Origin of the sequence: Methylobacterium sp. J-078, from assembly GCF_022829285.1 — a bacterium.
In the GTDB taxonomy this organism is placed as follows: Bacteria; Pseudomonadota; Alphaproteobacteria; order Rhizobiales; family Beijerinckiaceae; genus Methylobacterium.
The window spans coordinates 1-13939 of sequence record NZ_JAKSYI010000145.1; the positions used below are offsets into that span (position 1 = coordinate 1).

The 13939-nt window shown below is 67.4% G+C and carries 12 protein-coding genes; 3 read left to right on the forward strand and 9 right to left on the reverse strand.

The window, feature by feature from the left end; genetic code table 11:
* Positions 1-332: 332 nt before the first annotated feature.
* Both MKK58_RS26265 and MKK58_RS26270 read right to left on the reverse strand, forming a co-directional pair.
* Entirely contained in the window at positions 333-1403 is a 1071-nt protein-coding gene (locus tag MKK58_RS26265; protein ID WP_243915893.1) for a DUF3616 domain-containing protein, read from the reverse strand.
* Between the two features lie 575 nt (positions 1404-1978).
* Positions 1979-3835, reverse strand: coding sequence for an ABC transporter ATP-binding protein (locus MKK58_RS26270; RefSeq protein WP_243915895.1), 1857 nt, complete (start codon positions 3833-3835; stop codon positions 1979-1981).
* A 193-nt stretch (positions 3836-4028) separates the two neighbouring features.
* Here MKK58_RS26270 and MKK58_RS26275 point away from each other — a divergent pair, with 193 nt between their 5' ends.
* Entirely contained in the window at positions 4029-4670 is a 642-nt protein-coding gene (locus MKK58_RS26275) for a helix-hairpin-helix domain-containing protein (RefSeq protein ID WP_243915897.1), read from the forward strand.
* 89 nt (positions 4671-4759) lie between these two features.
* On the forward strand, positions 4760-4975 hold the full coding sequence (locus MKK58_RS26280; RefSeq protein ID WP_243915899.1) for a hypothetical protein: 216 nt from the start codon (positions 4760-4762) through the stop codon (positions 4973-4975).
* Between the two features lie 47 nt (positions 4976-5022).
* Here MKK58_RS26280 and MKK58_RS26285 read toward each other — a convergent pair whose 3' ends face one another.
* The 4 genes from MKK58_RS26285 to MKK58_RS26300 form a co-directional block, all read right to left on the reverse strand.
* Positions 5023-5631: a GNAT family N-acetyltransferase gene (locus tag MKK58_RS26285; RefSeq protein WP_243915901.1), complete on the reverse strand. Its 609-nt coding sequence runs from the start codon at positions 5629-5631 to the stop codon at positions 5023-5025.
* Positions 5631-7973, reverse strand: coding sequence for an Orn/Lys/Arg decarboxylase N-terminal domain-containing protein (locus tag MKK58_RS26290; protein WP_243915902.1), 2343 nt, complete (start codon positions 7971-7973; stop codon positions 5631-5633). The genes MKK58_RS26285 and MKK58_RS26290 overlap by 1 nt, the downstream gene beginning before the upstream one ends.
* Before the next feature lie 125 nt (positions 7974-8098).
* Complete coding sequence (locus MKK58_RS26295) at positions 8099-9121, reverse strand: CorA family divalent cation transporter (RefSeq protein ID WP_243915903.1); 1023 nt, start codon at positions 9119-9121, stop codon at positions 8099-8101.
* A 432-nt stretch (positions 9122-9553) separates the two neighbouring features.
* Positions 9554-10276, reverse strand: a complete 723-nt coding sequence (locus tag MKK58_RS26300) for a hypothetical protein (RefSeq protein ID WP_243915904.1) — start codon at positions 10274-10276, stop codon at positions 9554-9556.
* A 463-nt stretch (positions 10277-10739) separates the two neighbouring features.
* Between MKK58_RS26300 and MKK58_RS26305 the strand changes: the two genes are divergently transcribed.
* The gene (locus MKK58_RS26305) at positions 10740-11990 is read left to right on the forward strand and encodes a NupC/NupG family nucleoside CNT transporter (RefSeq protein ID WP_243915906.1); all 1251 of its coding nucleotides are present in this window, start codon (positions 10740-10742) and stop codon (positions 11988-11990) included.
* A 45-nt stretch (positions 11991-12035) separates the two neighbouring features.
* Here the strand turns inward: MKK58_RS26305 and minE are convergent, their stop codons facing one another.
* From minE to minC, 3 genes are read right to left on the reverse strand one after another with little or no spacing between them, the layout of a single operon-like run.
* The gene (gene minE / locus MKK58_RS26310) at positions 12036-12344 is read right to left on the reverse strand and encodes a cell division topological specificity factor MinE (RefSeq protein ID WP_243915909.1); all 309 of its coding nucleotides are present in this window, start codon (positions 12342-12344) and stop codon (positions 12036-12038) included.
* Positions 12341-13156, reverse strand: coding sequence for a septum site-determining protein MinD (gene minD, locus MKK58_RS26315; RefSeq protein ID WP_243915911.1), 816 nt, complete (start codon positions 13154-13156; stop codon positions 12341-12343). Before minD ends, minE begins: the two co-directional genes overlap by 4 nt.
* 13 nt (positions 13157-13169) lie before the next feature.
* Positions 13170-13877, reverse strand: a complete 708-nt coding sequence (gene minC, locus MKK58_RS26320) for a septum site-determining protein MinC (RefSeq protein ID WP_243915912.1) — start codon at positions 13875-13877, stop codon at positions 13170-13172.
* Positions 13878-13939 lie beyond the last annotated feature (62 nt).

A 13939-nucleotide genomic window follows, 5' to 3' on the forward strand; every position in this document is an offset into this window, starting at 1 on the left:
GGGCGGGATCGATCGCCGGCGATCGCGGCAAGCGCTGACTGGGTGGCGGCGTCGAGGAGCACGCAGACGGTCTGAGCCATTGCCCAGACTCGCATGCATCGCCCGCCTCGTGAATCCTCTGACCGCGTCAGTGCACTAGCGTCGATCGCCGTCCAGCCCGTATCATTAGCGAAATCTTCCTTATACCCCATGCTAAATCCTCCCAAATAGAAATTGCTTTTATTCAAGTTTTCAACACACAATGGCCTCACGACAGATTTTTGCCGCGCGACGATGATATTTTGAATAATTCGAGACTTGTTAACTGTCGTATCGTCACGAAATTGCGCGGCTTATTTTGGAGAGGGGATCGTTATGGCCAACGGTGCTCCCTTTTCCGCGAGGTCGTACATGACCAAGATACGAAGACCTGACGGGCCCTCGTCCAGCGGAAGGATCGCCTCCGCTTTCTTCTCTGCTCCCGCCGGGGGAGGCTGCAACGTGGCGAGCTTGACGAGCTCCGCCCCCCTGTTCCACCAGAAGATTTCGTGGGTGCCATCGATGTCTGCCGCCGGCCCAGACAGAACGAGCAGGCCGTCCTTGAACGGCGCAAGGTCGCGAATCCCCTGTTTGTCGCCAAGGTGGAGGTACGCGGGCTTCGGATCGAGCGGCCCGCCCTCGAACAATGCCTGAAGACTGACCGAAAGAACGAGGGCGCAGGGGCGCCCGATCGCGGAGGACAGCTCGCACGCGGTGTCCTTGATCGGGCTGAACGTAGGTGCCCGGAAGCCCGCATACAGGCGCCCCCCCACGACCGCGAGACCTTCGATCGTGATACCGTCTCGTTCGAGGCGTTGGCCCACGTGAGGGGCTAGGGGCTTCACTGCCTCAATCGCGCCTCTCAGCGAGGCGACTGGTAGCTTCACGCGAAGTTCCCTATCTCCCATGAGCTCCAGCCTGATGATCTGGCTCGAAGCTTTGATCTTAGCCGCGATCAGGTCGTGATCCTTCGCGGGGTCCAGTTTGTGCTTACGGTCGCGCGGATGCCCGTGAGATCCAAGCACGTAGAAGTATTTGTGGCCAGTCTCATCTTCCGCGAATGCGACGCCTTCACCATCGAGCTCTAACGCTTTTGAAGCGAAGCGATTGGAGATGAGTGGAACGACGGCACCCGCTTTGCCTCGTCCCTCGAAGAGAGTGATGCGTTGGGCCGACTGCATGTTGTCGTCGATGACAAGGCAGTCCCTAGGGAAACCAGTCGACGCGCTGCACGCAATGCCGCTGATGTCCTCCGATGTCTTACCTTTCTTTCCTAACAGCTTGCCATCGATGGGCCAGTGGGCCTCGTCTGAGAAGGCCGGCTCTTGGACGCCTGCGGCCAGCAATGCGAGGCAAAGCGCGGCGGCAAGTCGACGATGGAACATTACTGTGCCTCCTCCAATCCGGATTCGCGGCAGACTCCATGAATGCAATCAACAGACGGGTTATGCAATCTCGAATTTACCCTGCCACCCATGTCCATTGGTGGAATTATGTGATCTGCGGTGTAGCCAGCTGGTCGCCTTAGAGAAGCTCGGATCGACTTTTGATAATTTTAATCAAGGGCGATGGCTTGGACGTCGCGGTTCTTCCAATATTTCATCGCGATCGCGGGCGTTCGCTTCGAGATCGGTCGGGCGAGCGGGGAAGGGCGATTGCGGCGTCAACGCGCTCGACGGCAAAGCTGGAGAGGACATGCTCCGAGGCGGCTTAGATGACAACACCTTACAATCCGTGTTCGGCCAAGGTCCCTCAGGCGCCCGCCCCCCCGGCCGCCGACGCGATGTGTAGCCGTGGGTCCGCCTCACCGGCTATCCAGCGGAAAGCAGACCAACTGAATTCTACCCAACTCAGTCGTACTCACTGTCCCATCGGGTGACCCGAAAGTGGACTCGCCCAACGCCCACCCAGGGTCGAACGCACGCCCAGCGGGCTGCAACCCAGCACTCGCCCCCTCCCCTCAGCGATACCCCGCCGCCTGCAATTCAAAAAGTTCGGCGTAGCGCCCGCCCAAAGCCTGCAACTCGGCATGGCTGCCTGATTCGATCACCTGACCGCCGGCCAGCACCAGGATTCGGTCGGCCATGCGCACGGTGGAGAAGCGGTGCGAGATGAGCACCGCCGTGCGCCCGTGGCTGAGTTCGCGGAAGCGCTCGAACACCTCGAACTCGGCCCGGGCGTCGAGGGCGGCGGTGGGTTCGTCGAGGATCAGGATCTCGGCCTCGCGCATGTAGGCGCGGGCGATGGCGATCTTCTGCCATTCGCCCCCCGAGAGGTCGACGCCCTCGGCGAAGCGCTTGCCGAGCGGCTGGTCGTAGCCGAGCGGCAGGCGCCCGATGACCCCGTCGGCGAGGCTGCGCCCAGCCGCCCGGGCGACCCTTTCGGCGTCGTCGCGCGCCGCGATCCGGCCCACCGCCACGTTCTCGCGGGCGGTGAAGCTGAAGCGCACGAAATCCTGGAAGATCACGCCGATGCGGGCGCGCAGGGCCTCGAGGTCGTAGGCGGCGAGCGGCAGGCCGTCGAGGAGCACGCGGCCCTCGGTCGGGTCGTAGAGCCGGGTGAGGAGCTTGACGATGGTGGTCTTGCCGGCGCCGTTCTCGCCGACGAGCGCCAGCACCTCCCCGGCCGCGAGGTGGAAGCTCAAGGACCGCACCGCCCAGGTCTCCGTGCCCGGATAGCGGAAGCCGACGTCCTCGAACACGATCCCGCTGCGGATCGGGCGCGGCAGGGCGACCGGATCGGCGGGCGAGCGGATCGCCGGCACCACGGCAAAGAACGAGAACAGGTCGTCGAGGTACTGCGCCTGGGAGGCGACCTGCGAGAAGCCCATGAGCAGGCCCTCGATCAGGCCGCGCAGGCGCTGGAAGGAGCCCGCCAGGAAGGCGAGGTCGCCGATGGAGAACTGCCCCGCCGCCGTGCGCCAGACGATGGTGGCGTAGGCGAGGTAGTAGGCGAGCGTGCCGAGCGCCGCGAAGGCGCCGCCCCAGCCGGCGCGCCGCAGCGCTAGGGCGCGGTTGTCGGCCACGATCCGGGAGGCGAGCCCCCGGTAGCGCTCGGCGATGTAGCCGTTCAGCCCGAACAGCTTGACCTCCTTGGCGGATTCGACGCTCGCCCCGAGGAAGCGGAGGTAGTCGATCTCACGGCGCTCCGGTGTGCGCGTCCAGGCCAGCCGGTAGCCCTCGCGGTTGAAGTAGGTCTCGTTGAGGAAGGCCGGCACCAGGGCGACCACGAGGAGCAGGATCAGCCAGGGCGCGAAGGCCACGAGGCCGAGGCCGAAGGCCACCAGGGTGATGAGGTCCTGGCCCTGGCCGAAGAGCTGGAACAGGAGGTTGGAGCGACCGGTGACCTGGCGCCGGGCCCGCTCCAGGCGGTCCTGCTGCGCGCTGTCCTCGAACTGCTCGAGGTCGAGGTCGGCGGCGTGCCGCATCAGCTTCAGGGTGGCGGCGTTGCCGTAGAGGTCGGCCACGAGGCCGTCGACCAGGGTACTGGCACGCCCGAGGAGGTCGGTCAGGATGGCAAGGCCGAATTCCGCCGCCACCAGCCCGGCGAGGTGGCGCAGGGCCGGATCGGCGAGCCAGGCCTCGGGCCCGAGGCCGCCCGGGTGCGGCCGGGCATGCTCGGCCACGATCGCGTCGAGGATGAGCTTGGCGAGGTAGAGCATCAGGACCGGCAGGCTCGCCCGGGCGAGGCGCAGGGCGAGGCTCGCCACGAGGAGGCGGGGGCTGGCGGCGTAGACGAGGCGGGCGAGGGCCGGCAGGTGGCGCAGGGCGCCGAGGCGGGCGGACAGGGCCGTGAGGGGCGAGGGGCGGTCGGGCATCGGCCGGGACCATGACCGGGCGCGCCGGCCCCGTCGATGCCGCAGACGCCGCACCCGCGCCCGCTCGCGGGGATGTCAGCCCCCGGCGAGCCGAAGTGTTCAAGCTCCTGAGGACAGCCGGTTCGCCGGCGAGACTTCAGTTTATCGCCTATGTTACGCGTTCATCCTCTCAACAGGCGCGAGGCCGCCCTCAATGCTCAGCGGTTCGGCAGTCGTGCGGGTCGGCATTCTCATCGTGGCGGCGGCGATCCTCGCCGGACTCGTCCAGCTCCTACGTCCGCGCGACAGCGGACCCGTGGACGCACCCGCCTCCCGGACGGCCCCCGAGACCGGACGGGCCGGAACCCAGGCGGCGGTGCCGCCGGCCGTGACGCGGCCGGTCTCCCCGGTGGCCCCGGCCCCCGCGCCGCAGCCGGCCCCCGCCCCGGCGCCTCCGGCCGCCCCTCCCCAAGCCGCCGCTCCGCAAGCCACCACGCCGCAAGCGATCACGCCTCGGGCCTCGGCCCCACCGCCGGCCGTTCCGGCGCCCGCCCCGAACGCGCTCCCGCCGACTCCGACCCCGCCGAATCCATCCCCGCAGAGCGTCCCGGCATCGCCCTCGGCCGGCGAGGCGGCGATCGACAGCGCCGCCGAGTCGGCCGGGCCGCGCGGCATCGCGATCGTCGACCTCAACACCGGGAGCGTCGCCGAGCTGAACGGCCTGCGGGGCGGCGGCATGATCGGGCGCGCCATCGTGCAGAAACGGCCCTACGCTTCCGTCGGCGAGTTGCTGTCGAAGCGCGTCCTCAGCCGGGCGGTCTACGAGCGGATCAAGGATCAGGTCACGGTGCGCTAAAAACCGTTTCGGGTAGCGCGGCGCGCCTCGGCTGCCTAAGATGCGGCTCCAGGAAGCCGAAAAGTCGCTTCGATCACCAGGGACGAGCCATGTTTGCGCAAGCCGGGGGCGTTACCTTTCGCGAGGATCTCGGCGTCGAGGAGACCACCGAGACCGACAACATCGTCCGGTGGGACGGCGAGAAGCTCTATGTCGAGCACGACATCTACCACAACGGCCAGTTGGTTCACCGCAAGTACCGCAAGAACGTCAGCGAGGCGGTGGCCCGGGCGCTACAGGCGTTGATCAACCAGGCACGGCAATAGGCGCGTCGGTCCGGCGCGAGGCGCGGACGGACCGACCCCGGCCCTCCCTACTTCCCGATCCAGTCGTGCCCCGCCGCCACCGCCTCGACGGGGCGCGTCCAGGTCCCGGGCTGGTCGGTGGCGCCGGTGCCGAGCGCGCACTGGACCATGACGCTGTCGCTCCAGCGGCCGTACTTGTAGCCCACCGCCGGCAGCAGCCCGACGCGCACGAACCCGCAGGCCTCGTGGAGGCGCAGGCTCGCCTCGTTCTGGGCGTCGATGTAGCCGATCATCTGGCGGTAGCCGCCGGCCGCGCAGGCCTCGATCAGCGCCGGCAGCAGGCGCCGGCCGATGCCCGCGTGCAGGTGCTCGTGGTGGACGTAGATCGAGTGCTTGAGGGTGTAGCGGTAGGCCGGGCGCTTGCGGAACGGCACCGCGTAGGCGTAGCCCGCCACCACGCCGTCGCGGTCTGCCACGAGGTGCGGCAGGCGCTTCTTGCGCATGGCCTTGCGCCGCTTCTTCAGGTCGTCGGGGTGGAGCGGATCCGCCTCGAAATCCCCGACATCGCCGACGCCGCGCCGGATGTGGTGGGCGTAGATGTCCACCATGTCCGGCACGTCGGCATCCGACGAGGGCCGGATGACGAGGTCGGGGTCGCTCTCCGCCCGGCCCGCCATCAGCGGCCCTCGCGCATGACGTAGGTGTAGAACCGGATCGTCCCGTCCGGGTCGACATCGCGAAAAACGCCCTGGATCTCGGCCTCGAAGCCCGGGAACAGGTTCGCGGAGCGCTCGAACATCTTGAAGTAGTCCAGCATGGGTTTGGCCCGCTCGTCCAGCCGCTCGCCCGGCAGCACCGTGCCGATGCCCGGCGGGTAGACCAGAAGCAAGGTCGTCGCCACGCGCCCCTCGGCCTCCGCGATCGGTACGTAATCGACGTTGTTGCGGGTCAATTGCTGCACCGCCTCCTTCGGGGTCATCACCATCTCGGGGAGATGCCCCGGCTCGAACTGCTTGCGCTGGAGCGTGCTGGTGCCGTGCTCGCGGTGGAAGGCGTGGAAGTCGGCGCAGAGGTCGCGCAGGCGCACACCCTTGTAGCGGTTGGGCCGGCGCCGGACGAATTCCGGCATCGCCTCCTCGAGGGGCACGTTCTCGTCGTGCAGGCGCTTGAAGGCGACCAACCCCGAGATCAGCGTGCCGGCCTTGGAGGATTCGACGCCCGGGGTGAGCAGGAAGAGGAGCGAGTTGAGATCGTTCTTCTCCGGAACGATGCGGTTTTCGCGCAGGTACTGGGCGACGATCGGCGCGGGCACGCCGTGCGCGGCGTATTCCCCGGTGCGCCGGTCGAAGCCGGGGGTGAGCACGGTGAGCTTGTTGGGGTCGGTCATGGCGTAGTCGGGCGCGACATGGGTGAAGCCGTGCCAGTCGGCGCCCGGCGTCAGTTCCCAGTACTTCACGTTGCTGGCAAGCTCGTCGGTGGAGAGGCTTTCCCACGGCACCCGGCCGTCCGGTCCCTTCACGGTGTCGGGCACGAAGGGGTCGAAGAACCAGCGCTTCTGGGGATCGCCCTCCTTCTCCTCGAACTCGCGGCGGATGGCGCGGACCTTCTTGCGCCACTCGATGCCGAGCCGAATGGTGTCGTCCCACAGCACCACGCCCGAGCGGCCCTTCATCATCTGCGCGCCCACATCGAGGGAGGCGAACAGGGGGTAGAACGGCGAGGTCGAGGCGTGGACCAGGAAGGTCTCGTTGAAGCGCCGGTGCTCGATGCGCCGGGTCTGACCGCGGATGTGGCTGTCCTTGGTGTGGATCTGCGAGGCCTGGGAGAAGCTCGCCAGCTGCTTGTGGGTCGATTGCGTGGCGATGATGCCGGGCGAGGTCTCGTCGAGACCTTTGAGCCCCATGGCGAAGCGACCGGCGAAGAGCGGGTGGAACTTCATGAAGCCCGCCCAGGCCTCGTCGAACAGGATGTAGTCGCACAGGTGCCCGATCTTATCGAGGATCATCTGCGCGTTGTAGATCGTGCCGTCATAGGTGCATTGCTCGACCACCGCCACGCGGAACGGGCGCTCGCGCGTCGCGGCCTCGGGGTCGGTGATCAGCGGGTTGTCACGGATCTTCTGGCGGATGCGGGCCTCGTCGAGGGCCTCGTGGTACATCGGACCGATGAGGCCGAAGCAGTTCCGGTCGGTCTCCAGGAAGACGGGAATCGCGCCGCCGAGGAAGAGCGCGCCGTGATGCGCCGCCTTGTGATTGTTGCGGTCGAACAGCACGAGGTCGCCCTCGGCGACCAGGGCCGAGAGCACGATCTTGTTGGAAGCCGAGGTGCCGTTGAGGACGAAGTAGGTCTTCTCCGCCCCGAAGATGACGGCCGCCTCCTTCTGCGCCTTCAGCGCCGGGCCCTCGTGGACGAGGAGGTCGCCGAGATCGAGCACGGAATTGTCGAGGTCGTCACGGAACACCGCCTCGCCGAGATGCTCCACGAAGATTCGCCCGATGGGCGAGCGGTTGTAGAAGATGCCGCCGTTGTGGCCCGGACAGGTCCAGAGCTGGTTGCCCTGCTCGGCGTAGTCCACCAGCGCTCCGAAGAACGGCGTCTTCAGGGTCTCGGCATATTGCTTCACGCGGCTCACCAGGCCGCGGGCGATGTAGTCCGGGGTCTCTTCCGCGAGGAAGATGTAGCCGTCGATGAAGTCCAGCACTTCGACGGGGATGTCCTCCAGGCGCTTCCTCCGGACCATGATCACGATGGGCATTTCCAGCCCGCGCTTGCGCATCAGGTTGATCAGCGCCGCCGCCTTGCCGTCGAGGCCGCGCTTGCCCCAATCCACCACCATGCAGCCGATGGCGGAATCGGTCTGGACCGCGATGGCCGCGTCCTCGACGCGCCGGGCCCGCACCACTTCGAAGCCGAGTTTTTCCACCGAGCCGATGATCTGCTGGACGCGCACGCCCTCGAGATCGTCCGGGTCGAAGTTCGGCGCACACATCAGGACGGTGAAGCGGCGAAAGAAGTCCATGCGGAAAAGGCTCCCAGAGGCGTTCGGCGCACCGTTCGCGACGGGACGTGACGCTTCGATGACGATCCTGCGCCGGTCGCGGTGTTTTCAGGCTCCGCGCGGCGCGACAGGGAGCCGGCTTACGATCAGGCGCGCCTTTTGACGAGCCCGAGGCGGCGGATCACGCCGTAGACCGCCAGCGCGGCGGCCGCGCAGATCACCAGGGCGAGGAGTGAGCCGTTCTCGAACTCGCCGAGGAACAGCCCCTTGGTGTTCATGCCGAACACGCCGGTCACGAGCGTCGGCGGCAGGAACAGGGCGGTGAGGATCGACAGGGTGAAGAGCTGGCGGTTGGTCTCGGCGGCCGTGCGCCCGGCGATCTCGTCCTGGAGGAGGCGCGAGCGTTCGGACAGGACCAGCATGTCGCGGTGGAGCGAGTCGAGGCGCTGGACCACGCGGGCGGCCATGCTCACCACCGCCTCGGGCAGGGCGTCCTCCTCCTCCTCGGTCTCGGATTCGAGGCGGTGGAAGACCGCGCTCAGGCCGGCGAGCTGGCGGTGCTGGCGCACGGCCTGCCGGCGGATCGGGGCCAGGGGCCGGGGATCGTCGGGCTGGTCCTCGTCGAGCATCCGGTCCTCGATCCGATCGAGCTCGTCCGAGAAGCGCCGCGCGGAGGCGTCGAGGGAGGCGGCGACGTTCGCGACGAGCATCTCCAGGAGCCCGGCCGGATCGGACACGCGCCGCCCGGCCAGCACCGCATCGCGGGCGGCTTCCGCCGCGGCCGTGGCGTGGCGCCGCCCGCTCACGAGGAGATGCGGGCCGAGCACGCAGTGCAGCCGCCCGGCCGGCTCGTCCTCGATCCGGCCGCCGAATTCGCGCTCCCGGTCGGCGATCACGAGGCCGAGATCGGCGCCCTCGATCACCACGCGCTGGTGCCCGTCGCGGGCGAAGGTGGCGGCGGCGAGTGCCGGCGGCCCGAAGCGCCCGGCGGCGATGAGCCCGTCGAGGCGCGCATCGACGAGATCGAGATGGAGCCACAGAAACCCCTCGGCGACGGGCTCCGGCAGGCCGCTGTCGGCATCCAGCAGCCGCCCGCGCCCCTCGGCGTCGAACACGAGCGCGAAGAGCAGGCACGGCAGTGTGGGGGCATCGGTGAGGAGGCGCTGCATGCGGGCGGCCCTGTTGCCGGCAAAGCGCCGACGGTTGCGGCGCTGGATCGCAAGTGTGGGCGACAGTGTCGTGACAGGGCGCGCGTATCGCGACCGAAGTCGGACGCCTGGTACCCATCGTCAGGGGCAGCGTCCCGACCCATGTCAAGTGTACGGGCGGCTGTGGGCACTTTCCGCAAGCGGTCGCAGGACAGCCGCCGTTCCATGTCGGATCGGGGTGGATTTTTGCCAGTCTGCTTTCAGACGTCGAATTCGAAAAGTGGACGTCTGTCATTTGGCAGAATTTGGCCGATTGCGGCCCGTCTGCTTCGAGGCTTAGGTAGCAGGTAAGCCGACGTTCGATGCGGCTCCGGCGAAGGCCTCAGAGTACCCTTTTGCGGACATCCTTCCCCAATCAGGTGGTTTGGCTCTCTGATCTCGACCGTTCCGGCCTCACCGTTTGGGGCATTCGCGACTGCGCTGCGGGTGGGGTTCAGGCTCCGACAGTCGCTGGCAATCTACACCAGCGACGATGGCCGACAGGGACAGCACGCGTTGCTCGGCAAGCAGGCACTCCTGCCGTGCCTTGAGCTTGTTGAAGGTCCTCGTGACGTCGCCCTCCAGCTCGATTGGGTAGCCGACCAAGGCGACGTTTCTGCCTGCCATTCGTTGGTCTTCGGAGCCGAGGTCGTCTTCGGCCCTCCACTCCGAGGAAACTGCTTCGAACATCTGGGTGTGTGTCATTAGTTTCAAAAAGGAATCGGGCATCGAGCTCCCATCAATCAAATGAGCGTTTTTCGTTATGATCTCTTTGATCGCGCGGTCAGTTGGAAGGAAAACTGTCCTAGAATACAATCTAAACTTCTCGACCTCTTCCCTACCAGGGGGTGCCCTGTCGTCGAAATAGCCGTAAGTATTACTTCTAAATTTGCATCGAAATGTTTCCCACGTTTCAGTCGATGAAGTCGCGAGCGCAAGCAAGGGGCCGTACAGTCGTTCCAATTGGTCGTTGACCAATTCGATCTGCGCCTTCCGCGCGTCGGACGCGGCGTTGTTCACATAGGTGGCAAGGTAACCCAAGAAAGCCAGGAGCACTGTCACGAGCAGGCCGACGATAGCCAGACGGTTAGCTGCACGCTTCTCCGCGGCATCGCTGCCTTCCGGGGTGGCGGCCATGACATACTCCGATCCAATGCAGGGTCGAACTTGAACATCCGGCTGGGGGAAATGCAAGCTGCACTCAAGCCTACGATGTCTTGACGTCCGCTTCCGAAGACCACTGTAAGGCAGCAATAGGCGCATCACAGCCATAGTAGCAGCGGAACATAGGTCCGCCTACGGGAGCCACACAACCGCACGTGAACGACTGCGAAGGCGAGGTCGGGTCGCGAGCGGGAGCGACAGCGACGTCCGCTTCGCTGCATTGCCGCTCCGGCGTAGAACCGTCGCAGATCCGCCCTCACGCAGACGGCGCCGCGCATTAGAGCCGGATCACGAGGCTCGTCCCGCTGGGAAGACGGGACCGCGAAGGTGCGGGCGATCGATCGTCCCGTGATCCGCGCGGTGGAAGCCCCAATTTCGCAGGCGACACGCGGCCCGGCATCGGGCTTGCTCCACCCCGTCGGAACAGCGGGGCGGCATGGTCGAGAAACTCTTTCACGCGGGCGCGAGCCTTGTCCTGCTGCTGGCGATCGCGGTGCTGTTCTCCACCAACCGGCGGGCGATTTCGCCCCGGGTAGTGCTGTCGGCGCTCGCGCTGCAGGTGGCCCTCGGCGCCCTGGTGCTGTTCGTGCCGGCGGGGCGCACGGGCCTCGCGGCGGCTGCGGGCTTCGTCCAGACCGTGCTGAACTACGGTGACCGCGGCACCTCGTTCCTGTTCGGCGGCCTCGTCGAGCCGCGGATGTTCGAACTGTTCGGCGGCAGCGGCTTCATCCTGGCCCTGCGCATCCTGCCGCAGATCCTCTACGTCTCGGCGCTGATCGCGGTGCTCTACCATGTCGGCGTGATGCAGGCGGCGGCGCGCGCCATCGGGGCGGTGCTGCAGCGGGTGATCGGCACCTCGCGGATCGAGACCTTCTCGGCGGTGATCACCATCGCCATCGGCCAGAGCGAGATCGCCATCGCGCTGCGCCCGTTCCTGATGGCGCTGACTTCGGCCGAGCTGTTCGCCGTGATGTCGAGCGGGGCCGCCTCCACGGCGGGCACGATCCTCGCCGGCTACGCGGCGCTCGGCGTGCCGATGGAGTACCTGCTGGCGGCGAGCGTCATGGCGATCCCGGGCGGGCTCCTCTACGCCAAGATCCTGGTGCCGACGACGGAGCCGAGCCGGATCACCTCCACGCACGTCACCTTCGGCGAGACGCGGGCGGTCAACGTCATCGAGGCGGCGGCGGACGGCACCCAGAAGGGGCTCACCGTGGCGGTATCGGTGGGGGCGATGCTCATCGCCTTCACGGGGCTGATCGCCCTGCTGAACGGGTTCCTGGGCTGGACCGGCGGCCTGTTCGGCCATCCGACCCTGAGCCTGGAGGGCGTCCTCGGCACGGCGCTCGCGCCGCTGGCCTGGCTGATGGGCGTGTCCTGGGACCAGGCCGGCCTCGTGGGCGGGGCGCTGGGGCAGAAGATCGCCTTCAACGAGTTCCTGGCCTACGCGCAGCTCTCTCCGGTCCTGAAGGCGGGCAGCCTCGATCCGCGTGACGCCGCGATCCTGTGCTTCGCGCTCTGCGGCTTTGCCAACCTGACCTCGGTGGCGATCCAGCTCGCGAGCCTCGGCAGTCTGGCGCCGGAGCGCAGGGCGGAGATCGCCCGGTTCGGCCTGCGCGCGATCCTGGCCGGCACCCTGTCCAACCTGACGAGCGCGACGCTCGCCGGGTTGTTCATCGGAGCCTGACGGCGGAGCCGGCCAGGAGGCTGCGAAGGACCCATGCGCGGGACCTCATGCGGCGGCGAGCTTCGCCGCCTTCGCCTTGTCCCCGGCCTTCGCCCCGCCGGCCTTGGCCGGCGTGAGCGGAAGCTCGATGTCGATGTCGAGGGTCGACATGTCCTGGCCGCGGTCGAGGCGGATCTGGACCTTGTCGCTGTTCACCTCGACATGCTTGGCGATGACCGCGAGGATCTCCTCGCGCAGCACCATCACGAGGTCGGAGCCGCCGGCCCCCGCCCGTTCATGGGCGAGGATGAGTTGCAGGCGGTCGCGGGCGACCGGCGCCGAACCGCGCCGGTTGAACATGGTGAGGAGGCTCATGCTGCCCTCCGGGTGAAGAACTTGTCGAGGAAAGACTTCTTGTCGGTGGGGACCGACATCGGAACCGCGTCGCCGTTGAGGCGGCGCACGGCGTCGGTGTAGGCGCGGGCCGGGGCGCAGAGCGGGTTGTTCAGCGTCACCGGGCAGCCCACGTTGGAGGCGCGCAGCACTTCCATGCTCTCGGGGATGATGGCGAGCAGCGGGATGGAGAGGATCTCGAGCACGTCGTCGATCTTCAGCATGTCGCCGCGGTCGGCCCGGGCAGGGTCGTAGCGGGTCAGGATGAGGTGCTTCTCCATGGTCTCGCCGGCTTCCGCCTTGAGGGTCTTGGAGTCGAGCAGGCCGATGATCCGGTCGGAATCGCGCACCGAGGAGACCTCGGGGTTGGTCACCACGACCGCCACGTCGGCGTGCCGCATGGCGAGGGTGGCGCCGCGCTCGATGCCGGCCGGCGAGTCGCAGATCACCCAATCGAACTTTTCGCGCAGCTCGTTCATCACGCGGGCGACGCCCTCGTCGGTGAGCGCGTCCTTGTCGCGGGTCTGCGAGGCGGGCAGCAGGTGGAGCTTGTCCAGCCGCTTGTCGCGGATGAGCGCCTGGGAGAGCTTGGCGTCGCCGTTGACCACGTTGATGAGGTCGTAGACGACGCGCCGCTCGGCGCCCATCACGAGGTCGAGGTTGCGCAGGCCGACGTCGAAATCGACCACCGCCACGCTCTTGCCGGCCTGCGCGAGCGCCGCGCCGAGGGCCGCCGTCGTCGTCGTCTTGCCGACGCCGCCCTTGCCGGATGTCACGACCAGAATTTTGGCCATATGGGCTGTCTCCTCAATCCAAGGATGCGAATTTGATGGCGCCGCCATCGAGCCAGATCTGCACGGGCTTGCCGCGCAGGTGATTGCCCATTTCCTCGGCCGTGCGGACGAGGCGGTCGATGCCGAGAAGCTCGGGCTCGAACTTGCGGCAGCAGATGCGGGCGCGGGGGTTGCGGGCGGCGCCGGCGATGGCCCGGCCGCGCAGCGCGCCGTAGACGTGTATGGAGCCGCCGGCGAGGATCTCCGCGCCGGAGGAGACCGACCCCATCACGGTGACGTCGCCGGTGGGATGGACGATGGACTGGCCCGAGCGGACCGATCCCTCGATGGTGAGGGAGGTGGTGGCCGGCTCCGGGGGCGCCTTCGGCGCTTCCGGCTCCGGCTGGACCGGGATCTCGATCGTGCTCAGGGGCCGTCCCTGGACGAGGAGCGGCGGGCGCCCCGGTCCGGGGAGGGACAGAGTAGTGCCTTCGATGCCGAGGATGCGGATCCGGCGGCTGCCGAGTTCGGCGAGCAGGCCGTCGAGGTCCGACGGGGCGGGTTCGAGGGCCGCCACGTCGAGGATCAGGGCGCGCCCGTCGAACAGGGTCGGCGTGCGCTTCAGCGCCTCGTCCAGATCGGCGAACCAATCGGGGAGCGGGGATTCCGGAGCCAGCACCAGGGACTTGAAGGCGCGGCCGCGAAGCTGAACGGGTCTGCGGGGAGGGCTTGTGTCAGTCACGGGCTCTCGCGATTCCTTACCAGACCATTGATGCCCGGTATGGTTACCGCTTCGTTAACAAC

Excerpts from the sequence above, each read along its gene's own strand:
- MKK58_RS26265 (WP_243915893.1), bottom strand. The coding sequence starts at position 1,403 with ATGTTCCATCGTCGACTTGCCGCCGCGCTTTGCCTCGCATTGCTGGCC.
- MKK58_RS26270 (WP_243915895.1), bottom strand. The coding sequence starts at position 3,835 with ATGCCCGACCGCCCCTCGCCCCTCACGGCCCTGTCCGCCCGCCTCGGC.
- MKK58_RS26275 (WP_243915897.1), top strand. The coding sequence starts at position 4,029 with ATGCTCAGCGGTTCGGCAGTCGTGCGGGTCGGCATTCTCATCGTGGCG.
- MKK58_RS26280 (WP_243915899.1), top strand. The coding sequence starts at position 4,760 with ATGTTTGCGCAAGCCGGGGGCGTTACCTTTCGCGAGGATCTCGGCGTC.
- MKK58_RS26285 (WP_243915901.1), bottom strand. The coding sequence starts at position 5,631 with ATGGCGGGCCGGGCGGAGAGCGACCCCGACCTCGTCATCCGGCCCTCG.
- MKK58_RS26290 (WP_243915902.1), bottom strand. The coding sequence starts at position 7,973 with ATGGACTTCTTTCGCCGCTTCACCGTCCTGATGTGTGCGCCGAACTTC.
- MKK58_RS26295 (WP_243915903.1), bottom strand. The coding sequence starts at position 9,121 with ATGCAGCGCCTCCTCACCGATGCCCCCACACTGCCGTGCCTGCTCTTC.
- MKK58_RS26300 (WP_243915904.1), bottom strand. The coding sequence starts at position 10,276 with ATGGCCGCCACCCCGGAAGGCAGCGATGCCGCGGAGAAGCGTGCAGCT.
- MKK58_RS26305 (WP_243915906.1), top strand. The coding sequence starts at position 10,740 with ATGGTCGAGAAACTCTTTCACGCGGGCGCGAGCCTTGTCCTGCTGCTG.
- minE (WP_243915909.1), bottom strand. The coding sequence starts at position 12,344 with ATGAGCCTCCTCACCATGTTCAACCGGCGCGGTTCGGCGCCGGTCGCC.
- minD (WP_243915911.1), bottom strand. The coding sequence starts at position 13,156 with ATGGCCAAAATTCTGGTCGTGACATCCGGCAAGGGCGGCGTCGGCAAG.